We start from the raw sequence: 20,758 nt of genomic DNA on the forward strand, positions 1-20,758 counted from the left end.
CGCGCCCGGATTTGCCTAAGCGCCTTCTCCAATGCAGCGACCGGGACTTCCAACACCCGGACAACCTTCCGCGATCCGTCCCCCCATCGCATCTAACAATGGTGCAGGAATATTGACCTGCTTCCCATCAGCTACGCATTTCTGCCTCGCCTTAGGGGCCGACTCACCCTACGCCGATGAACGTTGCGTAGGAAACCTTGGGCTTACGGCGAGGGGGCCTTTCACCCCCTTTATCGCTACTCATGTCAGCATTCGCACTTCCGATACCTCCAGCACCCTTTACAAGGCACCTTCGCAGGCTTACGGAACGCTCTCCTACCATGCGAGCAAAGCTCGCATCCGCAGCTTCGGTATATAGCTTAGCCCCGTTACATCTTCCGCGCAGGACGACTCGATCAGTGAGCTATTACGCTTTCTTTAAAGGGTGGCTGCTTCTAAGCCAACCTCCTGACTGTTTTAGCCTTCCCACTTCGTTTCCCACTTAGCTATATTTGGGGACCTTAGCTGGCGGTCTGGGTTGTTTCCCTCTTGACACCGGACGTTAGCACCCGATGTCTGTCTCCCGTGATTGCACTCTTCGGTATTCGGAGTTTGCTATGGCGGGGTAATCTGCAATAGACCCCCCAACCATGACAGTGCTCTACCCCCGAAGGTGAGACACGAGGCACTACCTAAATAGTTTTCGGAGAGAACCAGCTATTTCCAGGTTTGTTTAGCCTTTCACCCCTATCCACAGCTCATCCCCTAACTTTTCAACGTTAGTGGGTTCGGACCTCCAGTACGTGTTACCGCACCTTCATCCTGGCCATGGATAGATCACCTGGTTTCGGGTCTACGCCCAGCAACTGAACGCCCTATTCGGACTCGCTTTCGCTACGCCTGCCCTATACGGTTAAGCTTGCTACTGAACGTAAGTCGCTGACCCATTATACAAAAGGTACGCCGTCACCCCTTGCGAGGCTCCGACTGTTTGTATGCATGCGGTTTCAGGATCTATTTCACTCCCCTCCCGGGGTTCTTTTCGCCTTTCCCTCACGGTACTGGTTCACTATCGGTCGATCACGAGTATTTAGCCTTGGAGGATGGTCCCCCCATCTTCAGACAGGATTTCACGTGTCCCGCCCTACTTGTCGCACACCTAGTTCTTTCATACTGTTTTCGCCTACAGGGCTATCACCTGCTATGGCCGCACTTTCCAGAGCGTTCGGCTAACAATACAAATAAAGAGTGCAAGGCTCATCCCATTTCGCTCGCCACTACTTTGGGAATCTCGGTTGATTTCTTTTCCTGCGGTTACTTAGATGTTTCAGTTCACCGCGTTCGCTTCACTGGACCTATGTATTCAGTCCAGGATGACCCAAAAGGGCCGGGTTTCCCCATTCGGACATCTACGGATCAAAGCTCGTTTGCCAGCTCCCCGTAGCTTTTCGCAGGCTACCGCGTCCTTCATCGCCTGTGATCGCCAAGGCATCCACCACATGCACTTGTTCGCTTGACCCTATAACGAGTCTGTCTCTCGACAGCCGCTACAGGTTGAGTTCTCGCGTTGTGCCGTATTCCAATTTAAGTCGAACATGGAGTTCGAATCATCTTGAGATACATCGATACAATCACAACCCGGATAACTTCCACGTCCATCTCGAGACGCTTCCGCTATCCAAATTACTTACTTCTTCCAGATTGTTAAAGAACGACAGCCGATATCTGTTGATATCCTCTGACTGGCTCAATCGCCAATGACAAAGACTCGAACAATCGTCATTCGAATGTTTGTCATTGAGGATTATCGAAAGCGGGCGGCATTATAACCGTTAAAACCGCTAACAGACAGTCTTTCTGTCTTTATCAACAGCCGATAAGCGTGAGCGCTCAACTTCGCGAGATAGCTCTGGAAAGGAGGTGATCCAGCCGCACCTTCCGATACGGCTACCTTGTTACGACTTCACCCCAGTCATGAATCCTACCGTGGTGACCGTCCTCCTTGCGGTTAGACTAGCCACTTCTGGTAAAACCCACTCCCATGGTGTGACGGGCGGTGTGTACAAGACCCGGGAACGTATTCACCGCGGCATGCTGATCCGCGATTACTAGCGATTCCAGCTTCATGCACTCGAGTTGCAGAGTGCAATCCGGACTACGATCGGTTTTCTGGGATTAGCTCCCCCTCGCGGGTTGGCAACCCTCTGTTCCGACCATTGTATGACGTGTGAAGCCCTACCCATAAGGGCCATGAGGACTTGACGTCATCCCCACCTTCCTCCGGTTTGTCACCGGCAGTCTCCTTAGAGTGCTCTTGCGTAGCAACTAAGGACAAGGGTTGCGCTCGTTGCGGGACTTAACCCAACATCTCACGACACGAGCTGACGACAGCCATGCAGCACCTGTGCGCCGGTTCTCTTTCGAGCACTCCCGCCTCTCAGCAGGATTCCGACCATGTCAAGGGTAGGTAAGGTTTTTCGCGTTGCATCGAATTAATCCACATCATCCACCGCTTGTGCGGGTCCCCGTCAATTCCTTTGAGTTTTAATCTTGCGACCGTACTCCCCAGGCGGTCAACTTCACGCGTTAGCTACGTTACTAAGGAAATGAATCCCCAACAACTAGTTGACATCGTTTAGGGCGTGGACTACCAGGGTATCTAATCCTGTTTGCTCCCCACGCTTTCGTGCATGAGCGTCAGTATTGGCCCAGGGGGCTGCCTTCGCCATCGGTATTCCTCCACATCTCTACGCATTTCACTGCTACACGTGGAATTCTACCCCCCTCTGCCATACTCTAGCCTGCCAGTCACCAATGCAGTTCCCAGGTTGAGCCCGGGGATTTCACATCGGTCTTAGCAAACCGCCTGCGCACGCTTTACGCCCAGTAATTCCGATTAACGCTCGCACCCTACGTATTACCGCGGCTGCTGGCACGTAGTTAGCCGGTGCTTATTCTTCCGGTACCGTCATCCCCCGACTGTATTAGAGCCAAGGATTTCTTTCCGGACAAAAGTGCTTTACAACCCGAAGGCCTTCTTCACACACGCGGCATTGCTGGATCAGGCTTTCGCCCATTGTCCAAAATTCCCCACTGCTGCCTCCCGTAGGAGTCTGGGCCGTGTCTCAGTCCCAGTGTGGCTGGTCGTCCTCTCAGACCAGCTACTGATCGTCGCCTTGGTAGGCCTTTACCCCACCAACTAGCTAATCAGCCATCGGCCAACCCTATAGCGCGAGGCCCGAAGGTCCCCCGCTTTCATCCNGATCGTATGCGGTATTAATCCGGCTTTCGCCGGGCTATCCCCCACTACAGGACATGTTCCGATGTATTACTCACCCGTTCGCCACTCGCCACCAGGTGCAAGCACCCGTGCTGCCGTTCGACTTGCATGTGTAAGGCATGCCGCCAGCGTTCAATCTGAGCCAGGATCAAACTCTTCAGTTCAAACCTGTTACTGTTTTCGGTTCGGTTAAGAACCGGTCGCTCACTCAAAGCTGACAGGAATATGAATCACTTCATAAACCTGACTTACTTTAGTGTGAGACTCTTGATACTTTCGCCATCTGATCCGAGGATCAGCTCGCTTCCATCAAGCGCCCACACTTATCGGCTGTTAATTTTTAAAGAGCATTCTGCGAGGAACTTCGCGTTTCCCGGCAGCGCTGCGTTTTAAGCAGCAGAGAAGCGAGATTATGAACCGTGTTTCGCAGCTCGTCAACAACTTTTTACACTACATCGTTGCGACTGCGGGGCTCAACTTCCTGTACCGCCAAGGCTCGCTACATCCCGAACCCGACAGCACCGCTTCCCTTCCTCCCGCGCCGCGTTTCCGTTAGCGCGAAAGAGGCGTGATTCTATGCATCCGCCCCCATCCGCGCAAGCCCTTTATGAAGAAAGTTTGAAAAAGCCTCCGGGCGCTGGCGCGCACGGAGGCTTTGAAGCACCCGGGCGAGGCAATCGCGCCGACGACGGATATAGGTCAGCCACCGGATACCTATCGTGGCGCCGGCCGATCAGCGGTGTTTGAACACAGGCTTCCGCTTCTCGACGAACGCCGCCATCCCTTCCTTCTGGTCTTCGGTTGCGAACAACGAATGGAACAACCGTCGCTCGAAGTGGACGCCTTCAGCCAGCGTCGTCTCGTACGCGCGGTTCACCGACTCCTTGACCATCATGACCGCCGGCAGCGAAAACTCGGCGATCGTCGTCGCCGCGGCAATCGCCTCGTCGAGCAGCTTGTCGGCTGGCAGCACGCGCGATACGAGTCCGGCACGCTCGGCCTCGGCGGCGTCCATGAAGCGCGCGGTCAGGCACATGTCCATGGCCTTCGCCTTCGATACCGCGCGCGGCAGACGCTGCGTGCCGCCCGCACCCGGCATGACGCCCAGCTTGATTTCCGGCTGGCCGAACTTGGCCGTATCCGCCGCGAAGATGATGTCGCACATCATCGCGAGTTCGCAACCACCGCCCAGCGCAAAGCCCGACACCGCAGCAATGATCGGTTTGCGGATCTCGCGGACCGTCTCCCAGTTGCGCGTGATGTAGTCGCCCCGATAAGCATCCATATAGGAATAGGCCGCCATCATGCCGATGTCCGCGCCGGCCGCGAACGCCTTCTCGCTGCCAGTCACGACGATGGCGCCGATATCGTCGTCCGCGTCGAACGCCTTCAGCGCAGCGCCCAGTTCATCCATCAACGCATCGTTCAGCGCATTCAGCGCCTTCGGACGGTTCAGCGTCACCAGACCGACACGCCCCCGGGTCTCCACCAGGATGTTCTCGTAAGCCATCTATTTCTCCTCGATCAATGAAATGAGAAACGCCTCGCACATGCGAATAGTTTGATGCTACCATTCTCCGACCAACCGGTCGGTTAATTAATCGATCCGATCCCTCTCAACGTTCATCAGGCTGTCGCCATGACCCATGCCCTGTTCACGAAGCACGAAGACACGCTGAAACACGCACTCGCCGCCATCGAGAGCCGCGGGTACTGGAGCCCGTTCGCCGAAATGCCGAGCCCCAAAGTGTACGGGGAAAGCGCAAGCGCGGACGGCGAGGCCGCGTTCAAGTCGCACCTCGACAAGACCTTCGTGCTCGACCAGCCGGCGTCCGATGACACGGTCGGCGCCGAGCGCTCACCGTACGGCATCGCGCTGGGCATCCGGTATCCGAAATCTACGCCGGACGCTCTGATCGCTGCCGCTGGCGCCGCGCAACGTACGTGGCGCGAAGCCGGCCCGAGCGCGTGGATCGGCGTCAGCCTCGAAATCCTTGCCCGCCTGAACCGTGCAAGCTTCGAAATCGCCTACAGCGTGATGCACACCACCGGGCAAGCGTTCATGATGGCGTTCCAGGCCGGCGGCCCGCACGCACAGGACCGCGCCCTCGAGGCGGTCGCCTATGCGTGGGACGAACTGCGCCGCATCCCGGCCGATGCGCACTGGGAAAAACCGCAAGGCAAGAATCCGCCGCTCGCGATGCACAAGCGCTATACGATCGTGCCGCGCGGCACGGGCGTCGTGCTCGGCTGCTGCACGTTCCCCACCTGGAACGGCTACCCGGGCCTGTTCGCCGATCTGGCAACCGGGAATACCGTGATCGTCAAGCCGCACCCGGGCGCGATCCTGCCGCTCGCGATCACGGTGCGGATCGCCCGCGACGTGCTGCGCGAAGCCGGGTTCGATCCGAACGTGGTCACCCTCCTCGCGACCGAACCCAACGACGGCGCCCTCGTCCAGGATCTCGCGCTGCGCCCCGAGATCAAGCTGATCGACTTCACCGGCAGCACGCAAAACGGCACGTGGCTCGAACACCATGCCCACCAGGCGCAGGTGTACACCGAGAAAGCCGGCGTCAACCAGATCGTGATCGACTCGACCGACGACCTGAAGGCCGCCGCCAAGAACATCGCGTTCTCGCTGGCGCTGTACTCGGGCCAGATGTGCACGGCGCCGCAGAACATCTACGTGCCGCGCGACGGTATCCGGACGGCCGACGGCCATGCGAGCTTCGACGAAGTCGCGCAAGCGATCGCGGTTGCCGTGCAAAAGCTCACCGGCGACCCGGCACGCTCGGTCGAATTGATCGGCGCGATCCAGAACGACGGCGTGACCGCGCGCATCGACGACGCGCGCAAGCTCGGCCGCGTGCTCGCGGACAGCATGACGCTCCAGCATCCCACCTTCCCCGACGCGCGCGTGCGCACGCCGCTCGTACTGCAACTCGACGTGGCCGATCGCGAGAAATTCACGCAGGAGTGGTTCGGCCCGATTTCGTTCGTGATCGCAACCGACTCGACCGCGCAGTCGCTCGATCTGGCCGGTGAAATCGCCGCCGAGCATGGCGCGCTCACCCTCTCCGTCTACAGCACCGACGACGCAATCATCGACACCGCGCATGACGCGGCGGTGCGTGGCGGGGTCGCGCTGTCGATCAACCTGACGAGCGGCGTATTCGTCAATCAGTCGGCCGCGTTCTCCGACTTCCACGGCACAGGCGCGAACCCGGCGGCCAACGCCGCGCTGGCCGATCCGGCATTCGTCGCCAACCGCTTCCGCGTGGTCCAAAGTCGCGTCCATGTTGCCCCGAAGGCGGCACCTGCGGAAGCTGGCCAGACGGCATAACCCGATTGGCCGACGTGCAAACGCCGCCATGTTCTCTACCATGAACGAATCCGCCACCCGGCGGGTTCGTCACTCACCGATACGCTCATGACAGACGCCTACATCTGCGACGCGATTCGCACTCCCATCGGCCGCTACGGCGGCGCCTTGAAAGATGTCCGCGCCGACGACCTCGGCGCGGTGCCGCTCAAGGCGCTGATCGAGCGCAATCGCGACGTCGACTGGGCGGCGATCGACGACGTGATCTACGGCTGCGCGAACCAGGCCGGCGAGGACAACCGCAACGTCGCGCGCATGTCGGCGCTGCTGGCGGGCCTGCCCACCGCCGTGCCGGGCACGACGCTGAACCGGCTGTGCGGCTCCGGGATGGACGCGGTCGGCACGGCCGCGCGCGCGATCAAGGCAGGTGAAGCGCGCCTGATGATCGCAGGCGGCGTCGAGAGCATGACGCGCGCGCCGTTCGTGATGGGCAAGGCGGCGAGCGCGTTCGCGCGCCAGGCCGACATCTTCGATACGACGATCGGCTGGCGCTTCGTCAATCCGTTGATGAAACAACTGCACGGCGTCGATTCGATGCCGGAAACCGCCGAGAATGTCGCGGTCGACTACCACATCAGTCGCGCGGATCAGGACCTGTTCGCGCTGCGCAGCCAGCAAAAGGCCGCTCGGGCGCAGCAAGACGGCACGCTCGCTGAAGAAATCGTCGCGGTCACGATTGCGCAGAAGAAAGGCGACGCCATCGTCGTGTCGCGCGACGAGCATCCGCGCGAGACGTCGCTCGAGGCGCTCGCGAAGCTGAAGGGTGTCGTGCGCCCGGACGGCTCCGTGACGGCCGGCAACGCGTCGGGCGTCAACGACGGCGCCTGCGCGCTGCTGCTCGCCAATGCGCAAGCAGCCGACCAGCATGGCCTGCGCCGCCGCGCGTGCGTCATCGGCATGGCGACCGCCGGCGTCGAGCCACGCGTGATGGGCATCGGCCCCGCGCCGGCCACGCAGAAACTGTTGCGCCAGCTCGGCATGACGATCGACCAGTTCGACGTGATCGAACTGAACGAGGCGTTCGCGTCGCAAGGTCTCGCGGTGCTGCGCATGCTCGGCGTCGCCGACGACGATCCGCGCGTGAACCCGAACGGCGGTGCGATCGCGCTTGGCCACCCGCTCGGCGCATCGGGCGCGCGGCTCGTCACCACGGCGCTCCATCAACTCGAGCGTACCGGCGGCCGCTTCGCGCTCTGTACGATGTGTATCGGCGTCGGTCAGGGCATCGCGCTCGCGATCGAACGCGTGTAACCGCCGCGCCGCGCGCCTATAACGAAGTCATGACGGAGATACTGCATGTCCTATCAGGCGATCCAGCTGGATATCGATCAGGCCGCGCGCGTGGCCACGATCACGCTCAACCGCCCCGACAAGCTGAACAGCTTCACGCGGGCGATGCATCGCGAACTGCAGTCGGCGCTCGATGAAGTCGAGGCGGCCGGTGCACGCGCGCTGATTCTGACGGGTGCGGGGCGCGGCTTTTGCGCGGGCCAGGATCTGGCCGACCTCGACTTCACACCGGGCGCGTCCACCGACCTCGGCACGCTGATCGACGAGCATTTCAATCCGCTGATCCGCCGCCTGCAGCGTCTGCCGATTCCGGTAATCGCCGCCGTCAACGGCACGGCGGCCGGCGCCGGCGCGAATCTCGCACTCGCGTGCGATCTCGTGTTCGCCGCCCGCTCGAGCAGTTTCATCCAGGCCTTCGTAAAGATCGGGCTCGTACCCGATTCGGGCGGCACGTGGTTCCTGCCGCAACGCATCGGTATGGCGCGCGCGCTGGGGCTCGCGCTGACCGGCGACAAGCTCGGCGCCGAACAGGCCGAACAGTGGGGCCTGATCTGGCGCGCGGTCGACGACGACGCGCTCGTCGCGACGGCCCGCCAACTCGCCGCCCAGCTCGCGCAGCAGCCGACGCTCGCGATCGCATCGATCAAGCAGTCGATGCGGGACAGCGTCACGAACACGCTCGATCAGCAACTCGACGTGGAACGTGACCTGCAGCGCAAGCTCGGTCAGTCGCACGACTATGCGGAAGGTGTGCAGGCCTTCATCGAGAAGCGCGCACCGCGCTTCGAAGGGCATTGACATGACGAACGCCACCGCCACGCTCGATCCCGATTCGCTCGCCCGCGCCACCGCTCAGGCCATGTACGACGCCGATGCCTGCAGCCGCGCGTTCGGCATGGAGATCGCCGAAGTCCGCGCCGGCTACGCCCGCCTGCAGATGCGCGTGCGACCCGAATTCCTGAACGGGCACCAGACCTGTCACGGCGGGATCATCTTCACGCTCGCCGATTCGACGTTCGCGTTCGCGTGCAACTCGTACAACGTGAATGCGGTCGCGGCCGGCTGCTCGATCGAATTCCTGCGCCCCGTGCACGGCGACGACATGCTGACGGCCGAGGCGATCGAACAGGCGCGTGCCGGCCGCCACGGCATCTACGACATCCGCGTCACGAACCAGACAGGCGACACCGTCGCGATGTTTCGCGGCAAATCCGCCCAGATCAAGGGCACGGTCATCCCGGAAGACCGCTGACGTCGACGGCGCGCCCATAACAAACACTGGAGACATGCATGACTACCCCGCTACCGCTCGAGCCGATCGAGACCGCCTCACGCGACGAGCTGACCGCGCTGCAGCTCGAACGCCTCAAATGGTCGCTCCGGCATGCGTATGACCACTCGCCCGTCTATCGCCGCAAGTTCGACGAAGCGGGCGTGCATCCGGACGACCTGAAGACGCTCGCCGACCTGTCGCGCTTCCCGTTCACGACCAAGGGCGACCTGCGCGACAGCTATCCGTTCGGGATGTTCGCGGTGCCGCAGGACCAGATCTCGCGCATCCATGCGTCGTCGGGTACGACCGGCAAGCCGACGGTCGTCGGCTATACGGCCGCCGACATCGACACGTGGGCGAATCTCGTCGCGCGCTCGATCCGCGCGGCCGGTGCGCGCCGCGGCGACAAGGTGCACGTCAGCTACGGCTATGGCCTCTTCACGGGCGGGCTTGGCGCACATTACGGTGCCGAACGCGCGGGCCTCACCGTGATCCCGTTCGGCGGCGGGCAGACCGAAAAGCAGGTGCAGCTGATCCAGGACTTCCGGCCCGACATCATCATGGTCACGCCAAGCTACATGCTGTCGATCGCCGACGAGATCGAGCGCCAGGGCCTCGATCCCGTGCAGAGTTCGCTGCGCATCGGCATCTTCGGCGCGGAGCCGTGGACCAACGACATGCGCGTCGCCATCGAACAGCGGATGGGGATCGACGCGGTCGACATCTACGGGCTGTCCGAAGTGATGGGCCCGGGCGTCGCGTCCGAATGCGTGGAGACCAAGGACGGCCCGACCATCTGGGAAGACCATTTCTATCCGGAAATCATCGACCCCGAAACCGGCGAAGTGCTGCCGGACGGCGAACTCGGCGAGCTCGTGTTCACGTCGCTGACGAAGGAAGCGCTGCCGATCGTCCGCTACCGCACCCGTGACCTCACGCGCCTGTTGCCAGGCACCGCCCGGACGATGCGCCGGATGGAGAAGATCACCGGCCGGTCGGACGACATGATGATCGTGCGCGGCGTCAACGTGTTCCCGACGCAAATCGAGGAGCAGTTGCTCAAGCAGCGCGCGCTCGCGCCGCACTATCAGATCGTGCTGACGAAGGAAGGCCCGCTCGACGTGTTGACGCTCAACGTCGAGCCCTGTCCGGAGACCGCGCCCGATACCGCGGCGATCCAGGCGGCAAAACAGGCGCTCGCGTACGACATCAAGTCGCTGATCGGCGTGACGGCCATGATCAACGTGCTGCCCGTGAACGGCATCGAGCGCTCGGTCGGCAAGGCGCGCCGCGTCATCGACAAACGCAAGGGCTGAGGTCACCCCGCCGCGCAGGCGACCGGCGCGAACGTCGCGTACTCGCCGCACGCACGCCGCGCAACGGCGAAGCCGTGCCTGCAAACGAAACAGCCCGGTCGGCCAATGCCGATCGGGCTGTTTTACGCCAAAGCGTCGTTCGACGTGACACGCACGGCATCACGCGAACCGAAATCACATGGGCACACCGGCGATCAAACCGGCATGCGCGTCACGCATGAGACGCGCCACGAATGCCGAATCTTGTGCACGGGCCACCCTCCGGACAACCCGCGCCGCGCCCAATCACGAATTCGGGAACAACAGCCACATCCGGCCGACCTGCTTCATCCGGCCAGCCTGGTCGCCCGCGTCGTCGCCGAGCCCCCAGAAATAGTCCGCCCGCACGCCGCCCTTGATCGCCGAGCCCGTATCCTGCGCGAACACGAGCCGGTTCATCGGCGTATTCGTCAGCGGACGCGTGGTCTGCAGGAACACCGGCGTGCCGAGCGGGATCGACGACGGATCGACCGCGATCGAGCGCTCCGGCGTCAGCGGCACGCCGAGCGCGCCGATCGGACCGTCGGCGCCGCCGTGCGGCGCATCCTCCTTGGTCGGCATGTCGCGGAAGAACACGAAGCGCGGATTCGTGTCGAGCAGCGCGTCGACGCGCGTCGGGTTCGCCTTCGCCCAGGCCTTGATGCCCTGCATCGTCGCCTGCGCGGGCGTCAGCTCGCCGCGATCGAGCAGCCACTTGCCGATCGAACGGTACGGCTGGTTGTTGGTGCCGCCGAAGCCGACCCGCATCACCGAACCGTCGTCGAGCAGCACGCGCCCCGAGCCCTGCACCTGCAGGAAGAATGCCTCGATCGGATCGTCGACCCATACGAGCTCGTTGCCGTTCAGGATGCCGGCGCGCTCGAGCTGCGCGCGTGCCGGCAGCGCGGCGCCCGCGCGATAGCCGGCCGGCCAGCGATAGAGCGCGTACTGATACGGACCGCGGCGTACGCGCGAACCGTGCAGCAGCGGCTCGTAATAGCCGGTCACGAGCCCGTCGAGCGTACCGTCGGTGTTCGCGAACTGGAACGGCGTGAAATACGTTTCGAAGAAACTGCGGGCGCTGCTGACGTCGAGCTCGTCGAGCCGGTCGGCGGCCGCGCAAGCGCGCGCCCAGGCCGGCTGGCGCGCGAGCCGCGCGCAGTTCTGCCGCAGCGCGGCCGTCGCGCCGATCAGCGAATCGTCCTGCCAGCCCGGCACCTGCTGCCACGCGACCGGCGTGAGCCGCTTCGCGGCGACCTGCCCCGGCACGACCGCCGCACCGGTCGGCGGCTTCAGCGCGGAGGTCCGCGTCGGCGCGCCGCCGCACGCGGCGAGCAGCGCCGCCGCAGCAGCCGCAGCCATCCACCCGGCCAGCCGGGGCCCAAACCACATACAATGTCCGTTCTTGATGGAAACCGCCATGTCAGATTTTCTCGACCAATATCCGATGCTCATCTTCGCGCTCGAAGCCTTCGTCGCGCTTGCCCTGCTGATCTTCATCGTCGTGTGGACGTCGTCGGGCAGAAAGAAGCAGGCCCGCCGCGACGACCGCCAGCCGCGCTGACGCACACTGCACACCGCACGCTCAATGCAGCGTGCGCGGCATGTGCAGCGCGAACTCGTCGACCGGCGCCTCGAAACGCTCGCCGTCCTCCGCCACGCAGAAGTACGCGCCGCGCATCGTGCCGACCGGCGTCGCGATCACGGCCCAGCTCGTGTATTCGAAATGCTCGCCCGGCTGCAGCAGCGGCTGGTGCCCGACGACGCCGAGCCCCTTCACTTCCTGCACGTGGCTCTCGCTGTCCGTGATGATCCAGTGACGCGCGATCAGCTGCGCCGCGACCTGCCCGGTATTGCGGATCGTCAGCGTGTACGCGAATGCGTATTGACGGTGATCGGGGTCGGATTGTTCCGGCAAGTAGCTGGTTTTCACCGAAACGGTGAACTGATACTGACTCATGGTGTGTCCGCTGTAGGTAACCGCGCGCGCCGACTCGAGCGGCCGGGCCGCGGGCGCGCCGCATTGGTTCGGCATTCTATGCGCATTCGGGCCGCCACCGCACGGCCTGCCGCCGCGCAGCGGGTCGCCGGACGGTAGAATGACGGTTTTGCGCCGCAACGTCCCCGCTCCCCTGTCATGACTCAATTCCGCATCGCTCCCAGCATCCTGTCGGCCGACTTTGCACGGCTCGGCGAAGAAGTCCGCAACGTGGTCGCCGCCGGCGCCGACTGGATTCACTTCGACGTGATGGACAATCATTATGTGCCGAACCTGACGATCGGCCCGCTCGTCTGCGAGGCGATCCGCCCGCACGTGCAGGTGCCGATCGACGTGCACCTGATGGTGCGCCCGGTCGACCGGATCGTGCCCGATTTCGCGAAGGCCGGCGCGAACCTGATCAGCTTCCACCCGGAGGGCTCCGACCACATCGACCGCACGCTGTCGCTGATCCGCGACCATGGCTGCAAGGCCGGCCTCGTGTTCAATCCGGCCACGCCGCTGAACTACCTCGACCACGTGATGGATCGCCTCGACTTCGTGCTGCTGATGTCGGTCAACCCCGGCTTCGGCGGCCAGTCGTTCATCCCGGAAACGCTGAACAAGCTGCGCGAGGCGCGCGCCCGCATCGACGCGTACACCGAACGCACGGGCCGCGAGATCCTGCTCGAAGTCGACGGCGGCGTGAAGGCCGACAATATCGCGGAAATCGCGGCGGCCGGCGCGGACACGTTCGTCGCGGGTTCGGCGATCTTCGGCAAGCCCGACTATCGCAAGGTGATCGACGAGATGCGCGCGGCGCTCGCGACCGTCGAGCGGAGCTGACGCCGTGGCCGACTCGTCGTTCGCCGGCCACGCGCCGGCCGGAGCCGCCGCGGACGCTGCGCCGATCCGCTTCGCCGCGCCGCGCATCGATGCGGCGCTGATCGACCTCGACGGCACGATGGTCGACACGGCCGACGATTTCACGGCCGGCCTGAACGGGATGCTCGCGCAGCTCGGCGCGCCGGCCACGTCGCGCGACGAAGTGATCGGCTATGTCGGCAAAGGCTCCGAACACCTGATCCACAGCGTGCTGAAGCCGCGCTTCCCGGCCGACGAAGCGCACGCGCGCTTCGACGACGCACTGGCGATCTACCAGACCGAATACGCGAAGATCAACGGTCGCCACACGCGTCTCTATCCGGACGTGGCGGCCGGCCTCGACGCATTGCGCGCGGCCGGCATCCGGCTCGCGTGCGTGACCAATAAGCCGCACCGCTTCGCAGTCGAGCTGCTCGAGCAATACAGGCTGGCCGGCTGCTTCGGCATCGTGCTGGGCGGCGACAGCGTCGCACGCAAGAAGCCCGATCCGCTGCCGATGCTGACGGCCTGCGACGCGCTCGGCGTCGCGCCGGACGCCGCGGTCGCGATCGGCGACTCGGAAAACGACGCGCTGGCGGGCCGCGCGGCCGGGATGGCGACACTGACGGTGCCGTACGGCTACAACCACGGCAAAGCTATACAAACGATAAATTCGGATGGTATAGTCGATTCGTTGCTGGTCGCGGCTCGCGCAATTTCCGCGCACAACGCCGGCCGGCCAACCGTCTGATTATTTCTTCCATCCGCATGTTTCTGAATAAAAAACGGAGTCTGAGCAGCATCGACCGGGGAGCCTGGCCCTGGCGTCGCTGGTCGCGCTGACCTCTTCGATGAGGTACGCTGAAGCACGTCTTCAGCGCCGTTTTTTATCTCGCTGCGCATCCGCGCGCCGATCGTCGCACCACCTCGAGTTCCACCGTGTCCGAACGCTTGCGTTCAGGATCGGCCGCAGGCTCGCGACGTTCACGCCCGGAGTGCCGGCCGGCAACAGGCACTTCTCGATCGACCGCCCTTTCGCCGACGGCCACCCGCGCAGCGTCAAATGATCCCTGGCGCACGCGCCGCTCGTCCCGAACAGGACCGGAACATGACCGAACTCGAATTCCAATCGCTCGCGAACGAAGGCTACAACCGCATCCCGCTGATCGCGGAAGCCCTCGCCGATCTCGAAACGCCGCTGTCCCTCTACCTGAAGCTGGCCCAGCCCGAACGCGCGGGCGCCAACTCGTTCCTGCTCGAATCGGTGGTCGGCGGCGAACGTTTCGGCCGCTATTCGTTCATCGGCCTGCCCGCCCGCACGCTCGTGCGCACCCGCAACGGCGTGTCGGAAGTGGTGCGCGACGGCCAGGTTGTCGAGACGCATGACGGCGACCCATTCCAGTTCATCGAATCGTTCCAGGCGCGCTTCAAGGTCGCGCAGCGGCCGGGCCTGCCGCGGTTCTGCGGCGGCCTCGCCGGCTACTTCGGCTACGACGCGGTGCGCTACATCGAGAAGAAGCTCGCGAACACCGCGCCGCGCGACGATCTCGGCCTGCCCGACATCCAGTTGCTGCTGACCGAGGAAGTCGCGGTGATCGACAACCTCGCCGGCAAGCTCTACCTGATCATCTACGCGGACCCGGGCCAACCCGAAGCGTATGCGAAGGCGAAACACCGCCTGCGCGAACTGAAGCAGCGCCTGCGCACGACCGTGCAGCCGCCCGTCACGTCGGCGAGCGTGCGCACCGAGACGTTCCGCGAATTCAAGAAGGACGACTATCTGGCCGCCGTGCGCCAGGCGAAGGAATACATCGCGGCCGGCGAGCTGATGCAGATCCAGGTCGGCCAGCGACTCACGAAGCCGTACCGCGACAATCCGCTGTCGCTGTATCGCGCGCTGCGTTCGCTGAATCCGTCGCCGTACATGTATTACTACAACTTCGGCGATTTCCACGTGGTCGGCGCGTCGCCGGAAATCCTGGTGCGCCAGGAAAAGCGCGGCGACGACCAGATCGTCACGATCCGGCCGCTCGCCGGCACGCGCCCGCGCGGCAACACGCCCGAGCGCGACGCGGAACTCGCGACCGAGCTGCTGAACGATCCGAAGGAAATCGCCGAGCACGTGATGCTGATCGATCTCGCGCGCAACGACGTCGGCCGCATCGCGGAGATCGGTTCGGTGCAGGTGACCGACAAGATGGTGATCGAGAAGTACTCGCACGTGCAGCACATCGTCAGCTCGGTCGAAGGCAAGCTGAAGCCCGGCATGACGAACTACGACGTGCTGCGCGCGACGTTCCCGGCCGGCACGCTGTCCGGCGCGCCGAAGGTGCGCGCGATGGAACTGATCGACGAGCTCGAGCCGGTCAAGCGCGGGCTGTACGGCGGTGCGGTCGGCTACCTGTCGTTCTCCGGCGAGATGGATCTCGCGATCGCGATCCGCACGGGCCTGATCCACAACGGCAACCTGTACGTGCAAGCGGCGGCCGGCGTCGTCGCGGACTCGGTGCCCGAATCCGAATGGCAAGAGACCGAGAACAAGGCGCGCGCGGTGCTGCGTGCGGCCGAACAGGTCCAGGACGGCCTCGATAGCGACTTCTGACCGGAGACTGACCATGCTGCTCATGATCGACAACTACGACTCGTTTACCTACAACCTGGTCCAGTACTTCGGCGAACTCGGGGAGGACGTGCGCACCTACCGCAACGACGAAATCACGCTCGACGACATCGCGCGCCTGAACCCCGACACGATCTGCCTGTCGCCCGGCCCGAGCAATCCGCAGCACGCGGGCATCACGCTCGACGTGCTGCGCGAATTCTCGGGCCGGAAGCCGATCCTCGGCGTCTGCCTCGGCCACCAGGCGATCGGCGAAGCGTTCGGCGGCCGCGTCGTGCGCGCGAAGACCATCATGCACGGCAAGGTGAGCCGGATCGAAACCGACTGCCGCGGCGTGTTCGCCGATCTGCCGAAGCATTTCGACGTGACGCGCTATCACTCGCTCGCGATCGAGCGCGAATCGCTGCCGGACTGCCTCGAGGTGTCCGCGTGGACCGACGACGGCGAGATCATGGGCGTGCGCCACAAGACGCTGCCGGTCGAAGGCGTGCAGTTCCACCCGGAATCGATCCTGTCCGAGCATGGCCATGCGCTGCTCGAGAATTTCCTGAAGCAAAACCGCGCAGCGGCCCATGCCGCCGCACCGGCTGCCTGACGGGAGACGCACGATGACGATTACCCCGCAGGAAGCGCTGCAACGCACGATCGAGCACCGCGAGATCTTCCACGACGAAATGCTGCATCTGATGCGGCTGATCATGCGCGGCGACCTGTCGCCGGTGATGGCGGCCGCGATCATCACCGGGCTGCGCGTGAAGAAGGAGACGATCGGCGAGATCGCCGCCGCCGCGACCGTGATGCGCGAATTCGCGAACCACGTCGAAGTGCAGGACAACTCGAATTTCGTCGACATCGTCGGCACCGGCGGCGACGGCTCGCACACGTTCAACATCTCGACCGCGTCGATGTTCGTCACGGCGGCCGCGGGCGCGAAGGTCGCGAAGCACGGCAACCGCGGCGTATCGAGCAAGTCCGGCAGCGCCGACGTGCTCGAGGCGCTCGGCGTGAACATCGACCTGCAGTCGGACCAGGTCGCCGCATCGATCGCCGAAACCGGCATGGGCTTCATGTTCGCGCCGAACCATCACCCGGCGATGAAGAACATCGCGGCCGTGCGCCGCGAGCTCGGCGTGCGCACAATCTTCAACATCCTCGGCCCGCTGACCAATCCGGCCGGCGCGCCGAACCAGCTGATGGGCGTGTTCCACGCCGACCTCGTCGGCATCCAGGTGCGCGTGATGCAGCGTCTCGGCGCGCAGCACGTGCTCGTCGTGTACGGCAAGGACGGCATGGACGAGGTATCGCTCGGCGCCGCGACGCTCGTCGGCGAATTGCGCGACGGCAAGGTGCACGAATACGAGATCCATCCGGAGGACTTCGGCCTGCAGATGGTGTCGAATCGCACGCTGAAGGTGGAAAATGCGGACGAATCGCGCACGATGCTGCTCGGCGCGCTGGACAACCAGCCGGGCGTCGCACGCGAGATCGTCACGCTGAACGCGGGCACCGCGCTCTACGCGGCCAATATCGCCGAGTCGATCGCGGACGGCATCCAGCTCGCCCGCGAAGCGATCGCGAGCGGCAAAGCCCGCGCGAAGGTCGACGAACTCGTGCGCTTCACGCAGCAGTTCAAGCGCTGACCCTCTTACGAATCCAGCAGGAACCCCTATGAGCGACATTCTCGACCGAATCATCGCCGTCAAGCGCGAAGAAATCGCGGCGGCGCTGCGCAGCACGCCGCTCGAGGCACTGAAACTCGAAGCGTCCGCGCGCGACCTGCGCGACTTCGTCGGTGCGCTGCGCGCGAAGCACGCGGCCGGCAACGCCGCCGTGATCGCCGAAATCAAGAAGGCCAGCCCGTCGAAAGGCGTGCTGCGCGAGCATTTCGTGCCGGCCGACATCGCACGCTCGTATGCGGCGCACGGCGCCGCATGCCTGTCGGTGCTGACCGACGAGCAGTTCTTCCAGGGCGGCGTCCGCTACCTCGAGGAAGCGCGCGCGGCCTGCACGCTGCCGGTGCTGCGCAAGGACTTCATCGTCGACGCGTACCAGATCGTCGAAGCCCGCGCGATGGGCGCCGACGCGATCCTGCTGATCGCCGCCGCGCTCGACACGCCGCTGATGCAGGATCTGGAAGCCTATGCGCACTCGCTCGGCCTCGCGGTGCTGGTCGAAGTGCACGACCGCCACGAGATGGAACAGGCGCTGACGCTGAAGACGCCGCTGCTCGGTATCAACAACCGCAACCTGCGCACGTTCGAGACGTCGATCCAGACCACGCTCGACATGCTCGACATGATTCCGGCGGATCGCATCGTCGTGACCGAATCGGGCATCCTGTCGCGCACCGACGTCGACACGATGCGCGCGGCGAACGTGAACACGTTCCTCGTCGGCGAGGCGTTCATGCGCGCCGAGCAGCCGGGCGAGGAACTCGCACGGATGTTCTTCTGATGGCGATCGAACAGGAAATCAAGCTCGCGCTGCCGGCCGGCCAGGCCGATGCCGCGCGCCGCTTCTTCGAGACGCTGACCGGTGAACCCGGTCGCGCGATCACGCTAGCGAACGTCTATTACGACACGCCCGATCTCGCGCTCGCGCGCTCGAAGAGCGCGGTGCGCGTGCGCCGCACGCCGGACGGCTGGCTGCAGACGTTCAAGACGGTCGGCAGCGCGGAAGGCGGCCTGCATAGCCGCCACGAGTGGGAACTGCCGGTCGCGGGCGACGCGCTCGAAATCGACGCGCTCGTCGCGGCCTGCGACGTGCCGGAAGCCGCCGCCGCGCTGAATGACGCAGCCGGCGCGCTGCATGCGCTGTTCCGCACGGATTTTTCGCGTACGCTGTGGCGCATCGCCATCGGCGGCGCAACCGTCGAGGCCGCGGTAGACCTCGGCGAGATCGTCGTCCAGGCGGAACACGAAACGCGCCGCGAACCGATCAGCGAAATCGAACTCGAACTGATCGACGGCCCGGAAACGGCGCTCGCGACGCTCGCCGCCGAACTGCAGCAGGCGCTGCCGGGCCTCGTTCCCGAAAACATCAGCAAGGCGCAGCGCGGCTACCGGCTGCGCGCGCAATAAACACGCATCACGCATGGCAACCCGCAAGACTTCCCGCGCGCCGCAACAGGCGTCGCTGTTCGACGATCCCGTGCCGGAAACGGCACCGGCCGATATTCCGTCCGCGGCTTCCGAGCCGCCTGCCGCTCGGCGCAAACCCGCAAAGAAAACCGCCGCACCGGCGGCCGTGCCCGAACCGGCCCCGGCCGCCTCGGCACCGCGGCCCGTTGCCACCGACGTACCGCATCTCGCCGCGCAATTCGACGCGCTGCCGGCCGTCTGGCGCGACGTGCTGAAACCGTTCACCGACAGCGACGCGTACGCGCCGCTGTGCCGCTTCGTCGACGAAGAGCGCGCCGCCGGCAAGACGGTCTACCCGACCGACGTGTTCCGCGCGCTGCGCCTGACGCATCCCGACGACGTGAAGGTCGTGATCCTCGGTCAGGATCCGTACCACGGCGACGACCGCGGCACGCCGCAGGCGCACGGCCTCGCGTTCTCGGTGCCGCCGGCCGTCCGCACGCCGCCGTCGCTGCGCAACATCTTCAAGGAAATCGCCGCGAACTTCGGTCACGACACGCCGCGTCACGGCTGCCTCGACACGTGGGCGCGCCAGGGCGTGCTGCTGCTCAACACCGTGTTGACGGTCGAGCGCGGCGCGGCCGCGAGCCATGCGAAGCGCGGCTGGGAACAATGCACGGACACGCTGATCCGCGAGCTCGCCGGCCGCCATCGTGGGCTCGTATTCATGCTGTGGGGCGCGCATGCGCAGGCCAAGCGCGCGCTGTTCGACGCGAACGCGCATTGCGTGCTCGAGGCGCCGCATCCGTCGCCGTTGTCCGCGCACCGCGGCTTCCTCGGTTGCCGCCATTTCGCGCTCGCGAACGACTACCTGGTCGATGCCGGCCGCGAACCGATCGACTGGCGCCTGCCGGACGTGGCCGAAACGCTCGCGTAACGGCCTCGGCGGCGAGTTCGCCGGCCGAATGCAAAAACGCCGCGTCCCTTTCGTGAAGGGCGCGGCGTTTTTTATCGGGTGACGCAGCGGGTGCGTGGCACCCGCGTCGACCTGGCGCATTAACTTGGCGCGTTAAGCGGCGGCGATCGCTTCGCGTGCGCCGGCCAGCGCGGCGCTCTGCGCGTCCGGGCCGAGGTTCAGGCCTTCCGCGTGGATGAAGCTCACGTCGGTCAGGCCGATGAAGCCGAGGAACGTGCGCAGGTACGGGGTCTGGCTGTCGTTCGGCGTACCCAGGTACTTGCCGCCACGGGCCGTCACGACGTGAACCTTCTTGCCCTTGATCAGGCCTTCCGGACCGTTCTCGGTGTAGCGGAACGTGACGCCTGCGCGGGCGATCCAGTCGAAATACGTCTTCAGTTGCGACGAGATGCCGAAGTTGTACATCGGCGCGCCGATCACGATGATGTCGGCGGCTTGCAGCTCGGCGATCAGTGCATCGCTCTTCGCGACGATCGCATTCTGTTCCGCGGTGCGCTGGTCGGCCGGCGTGAAGAACGCACCCAGCACCGATTCGTCGAGGTGCGGCAGCGCATCGGCGAGCAGGTCGCGAACCACGACGTTCGCGCCGGGGTTCGATTGTTGCAGCTTTGCCGTCAGTTCGTTGGCCAGCAGCGTGGATTGCGCGCCTTGCGAACGCGCAGCGGAATTGATTTGCAGAATGGTCGTCATGTCAGGCTC

18 protein-coding genes and 2 rRNA genes (1 of these 20 running past the window's edge) are annotated in these 20,758 nt (G+C 64.3%); 14 read left to right on the forward strand and 6 right to left on the reverse strand.

Annotated elements, in window-relative coordinates; genetic code table 11:
* The 3 genes from HWX76_RS05645 to HWX76_RS05655 all read right to left on the reverse strand — a co-directional run.
* Positions 1–1,498: ribosomal RNA gene (locus HWX76_RS05645) — 23S ribosomal RNA — on the reverse strand (it extends 1,378 nt beyond the left edge of the window).
* A 394-nt stretch (positions 1,499–1,892) separates the two neighbouring features.
* Positions 1,893–3,423, reverse strand: a 16S ribosomal RNA gene (locus HWX76_RS05650).
* Together the 16S and 23S rRNA genes form the textbook arrangement of a ribosomal RNA operon.
* A gap of 569 nt (positions 3,424–3,992) precedes the next feature.
* Positions 3,993–4,769 (reverse strand): enoyl-CoA hydratase, encoded by a 777-nt coding sequence (locus HWX76_RS05655; protein ID WP_050013041.1) that lies wholly within the window; start codon positions 4,767–4,769, stop codon positions 3,993–3,995.
* A gap of 129 nt (positions 4,770–4,898) precedes the next feature.
* Here HWX76_RS05655 and paaN point away from each other — a divergent pair, with 129 nt between their 5' ends.
* The 5 genes from paaN (at position 4,899) to paaK (ending at position 10,523) form a co-directional block, all read left to right on the forward strand.
* A complete protein-coding gene (gene paaN / locus HWX76_RS05660; protein ID WP_089488136.1) occupies positions 4,899–6,605 on the forward strand; it encodes a phenylacetic acid degradation protein PaaN in 1,707 nt (568 codons plus the stop codon).
* A gap of 87 nt (positions 6,606–6,692) precedes the next feature.
* The gene (pcaF, locus tag HWX76_RS05665; RefSeq protein ID WP_089488135.1) at positions 6,693–7,895 is read left to right on the forward strand and encodes a 3-oxoadipyl-CoA thiolase; all 1,203 of its coding nucleotides are present in this window, start codon (positions 6,693–6,695) and stop codon (positions 7,893–7,895) included.
* A 45-nt stretch (positions 7,896–7,940) separates the two neighbouring features.
* On the forward strand, positions 7,941–8,732 hold the full coding sequence (gene paaG, locus HWX76_RS05670) for a 2-(1,2-epoxy-1,2-dihydrophenyl)acetyl-CoA isomerase PaaG (RefSeq protein ID WP_050013044.1): 792 nt from the start codon (positions 7,941–7,943) through the stop codon (positions 8,730–8,732).
* A 1-nt stretch (position 8,733) separates the two neighbouring features.
* Positions 8,734–9,186 (forward strand): hydroxyphenylacetyl-CoA thioesterase PaaI, encoded by a 453-nt coding sequence (gene paaI, locus HWX76_RS05675; protein ID WP_089488134.1) that lies wholly within the window; start codon positions 8,734–8,736, stop codon positions 9,184–9,186.
* A 38-nt stretch (positions 9,187–9,224) separates the two neighbouring features.
* Entirely contained in the window at positions 9,225–10,523 is a 1,299-nt protein-coding gene (gene paaK, locus HWX76_RS05680) for a phenylacetate--CoA ligase PaaK (protein WP_050013046.1), read from the forward strand.
* A 285-nt stretch (positions 10,524–10,808) separates the two neighbouring features.
* On the opposite strand, the gene HWX76_RS05685 is transcribed toward paaK, so the two are convergent.
* Positions 10,809–11,933: an MltA domain-containing protein gene (locus HWX76_RS05685; RefSeq protein ID WP_050013047.1), complete on the reverse strand. Its 1,125-nt coding sequence runs from the start codon at positions 11,931–11,933 to the stop codon at positions 10,809–10,811.
* Positions 11,934–11,961: 28 nt separating this feature from the next.
* Between HWX76_RS05685 and HWX76_RS36645 the strand changes: the two genes are divergently transcribed.
* The gene (locus HWX76_RS36645) at positions 11,962–12,105 is read left to right on the forward strand and encodes a hypothetical protein (RefSeq protein WP_235356184.1); all 144 of its coding nucleotides are present in this window, start codon (positions 11,962–11,964) and stop codon (positions 12,103–12,105) included.
* A gap of 21 nt (positions 12,106–12,126) precedes the next feature.
* Here HWX76_RS36645 and apaG read toward each other — a convergent pair whose 3' ends face one another.
* Complete coding sequence (apaG, locus tag HWX76_RS05690) at positions 12,127–12,501, reverse strand: Co2+/Mg2+ efflux protein ApaG (protein WP_006477037.1); 375 nt, start codon at positions 12,499–12,501, stop codon at positions 12,127–12,129.
* Positions 12,502–12,678: 177 nt separating this feature from the next.
* On the opposite strand from apaG, the gene rpe reads away from it, so the two are divergent.
* The 8 genes from rpe (at position 12,679) to HWX76_RS05730 (ending at position 20,020) form a co-directional block, all read left to right on the forward strand.
* On the forward strand, positions 12,679–13,365 hold the full coding sequence (gene rpe / locus HWX76_RS05695; protein ID WP_006482066.1) for a ribulose-phosphate 3-epimerase: 687 nt from the start codon (positions 12,679–12,681) through the stop codon (positions 13,363–13,365).
* Between the two features lie 4 nt (positions 13,366–13,369).
* Positions 13,370–14,134 carry a phosphoglycolate phosphatase gene (locus tag HWX76_RS05700; RefSeq protein ID WP_050013048.1) on the forward strand — a complete coding sequence of 255 codons (765 nt, stop codon included), beginning with the start codon at positions 13,370–13,372 and terminating at the stop codon, positions 14,132–14,134.
* A gap of 357 nt (positions 14,135–14,491) precedes the next feature.
* The gene (gene trpE, locus HWX76_RS05705) at positions 14,492–15,985 is read left to right on the forward strand and encodes an anthranilate synthase component I (RefSeq protein ID WP_050013049.1); all 1,494 of its coding nucleotides are present in this window, start codon (positions 14,492–14,494) and stop codon (positions 15,983–15,985) included.
* Between the two features lie 13 nt (positions 15,986–15,998).
* Positions 15,999–16,598 (forward strand): aminodeoxychorismate/anthranilate synthase component II, encoded by a 600-nt coding sequence (locus HWX76_RS05710; RefSeq protein ID WP_050013050.1) that lies wholly within the window; start codon positions 15,999–16,001, stop codon positions 16,596–16,598.
* A gap of 13 nt (positions 16,599–16,611) precedes the next feature.
* Positions 16,612–17,643: an anthranilate phosphoribosyltransferase gene (gene trpD, locus HWX76_RS05715; protein ID WP_050013172.1), complete on the forward strand. Its 1,032-nt coding sequence runs from the start codon at positions 16,612–16,614 to the stop codon at positions 17,641–17,643.
* Between the two features lie 28 nt (positions 17,644–17,671).
* Complete coding sequence (trpC, locus tag HWX76_RS05720; protein ID WP_006477043.1) at positions 17,672–18,457, forward strand: indole-3-glycerol phosphate synthase TrpC; 786 nt, start codon at positions 17,672–17,674, stop codon at positions 18,455–18,457.
* Positions 18,457–19,083: a CYTH domain-containing protein gene (locus HWX76_RS05725; protein WP_011546533.1), complete on the forward strand. Its 627-nt coding sequence runs from the start codon at positions 18,457–18,459 to the stop codon at positions 19,081–19,083. The genes trpC and HWX76_RS05725 overlap by 1 nt, the downstream gene beginning before the upstream one ends.
* 13 nt (positions 19,084–19,096) lie before the next feature.
* Positions 19,097–20,020: a uracil-DNA glycosylase gene (locus tag HWX76_RS05730; RefSeq protein ID WP_050013051.1), complete on the forward strand. Its 924-nt coding sequence runs from the start codon at positions 19,097–19,099 to the stop codon at positions 20,018–20,020.
* 132 nt (positions 20,021–20,152) lie between these two features.
* On the opposite strand, the gene HWX76_RS05735 is transcribed toward HWX76_RS05730, so the two are convergent.
* Positions 20,153–20,749, reverse strand: coding sequence for an NAD(P)H-dependent oxidoreductase (locus HWX76_RS05735; protein WP_050013052.1), 597 nt, complete (start codon positions 20,747–20,749; stop codon positions 20,153–20,155).
* Positions 20,750–20,758: the final 9 nt, after the last annotated feature.

The sequence above is a fragment of the Burkholderia sp. BCC0398 genome (assembly GCF_902833245.1).
GTDB classification, from domain to species: Bacteria; Pseudomonadota; Gammaproteobacteria; order Burkholderiales; family Burkholderiaceae; genus Burkholderia; species Burkholderia sola.

Bases quoted from the DNA above. Each gene is read 5' to 3' on its own strand.
- HWX76_RS05655 (WP_050013041.1), bottom strand. From the start codon at position 4,769: ATGGCTTACGAGAACATCCTGGTGGAGACCCGGGGGCGTGTCGGTCTG.
- paaN (WP_089488136.1), top strand. From the start codon at position 4,899: ATGACCCATGCCCTGTTCACGAAGCACGAAGACACGCTGAAACACGCA.
- pcaF (WP_089488135.1), top strand. From the start codon at position 6,693: ATGACAGACGCCTACATCTGCGACGCGATTCGCACTCCCATCGGCCGC.
- paaG (WP_050013044.1), top strand. From the start codon at position 7,941: ATGTCCTATCAGGCGATCCAGCTGGATATCGATCAGGCCGCGCGCGTG.
- paaI (WP_089488134.1), top strand. From the start codon at position 8,734: ATGACGAACGCCACCGCCACGCTCGATCCCGATTCGCTCGCCCGCGCC.
- paaK (WP_050013046.1), top strand. From the start codon at position 9,225: ATGACTACCCCGCTACCGCTCGAGCCGATCGAGACCGCCTCACGCGAC.
- HWX76_RS05685 (WP_050013047.1), bottom strand. From the start codon at position 11,933: ATGTGGTTTGGGCCCCGGCTGGCCGGGTGGATGGCTGCGGCTGCTGCG.
- HWX76_RS36645 (WP_235356184.1), top strand. From the start codon at position 11,962: ATGTCAGATTTTCTCGACCAATATCCGATGCTCATCTTCGCGCTCGAA.
- apaG (WP_006477037.1), bottom strand. From the start codon at position 12,501: ATGAGTCAGTATCAGTTCACCGTTTCGGTGAAAACCAGCTACTTGCCG.
- rpe (WP_006482066.1), top strand. From the start codon at position 12,679: ATGACTCAATTCCGCATCGCTCCCAGCATCCTGTCGGCCGACTTTGCA.
- trpE (WP_050013049.1), top strand. From the start codon at position 14,492: ATGACCGAACTCGAATTCCAATCGCTCGCGAACGAAGGCTACAACCGC.
- HWX76_RS05710 (WP_050013050.1), top strand. From the start codon at position 15,999: ATGCTGCTCATGATCGACAACTACGACTCGTTTACCTACAACCTGGTC.
- trpD (WP_050013172.1), top strand. From the start codon at position 16,612: ATGACGATTACCCCGCAGGAAGCGCTGCAACGCACGATCGAGCACCGC.
- trpC (WP_006477043.1), top strand. From the start codon at position 17,672: ATGAGCGACATTCTCGACCGAATCATCGCCGTCAAGCGCGAAGAAATC.
- HWX76_RS05725 (WP_011546533.1), top strand. From the start codon at position 18,457: ATGGCGATCGAACAGGAAATCAAGCTCGCGCTGCCGGCCGGCCAGGCC.
- HWX76_RS05730 (WP_050013051.1), top strand. From the start codon at position 19,097: ATGGCAACCCGCAAGACTTCCCGCGCGCCGCAACAGGCGTCGCTGTTC.
- HWX76_RS05735 (WP_050013052.1), bottom strand. From the start codon at position 20,749: ATGACGACCATTCTGCAAATCAATTCCGCTGCGCGTTCGCAAGGCGCG.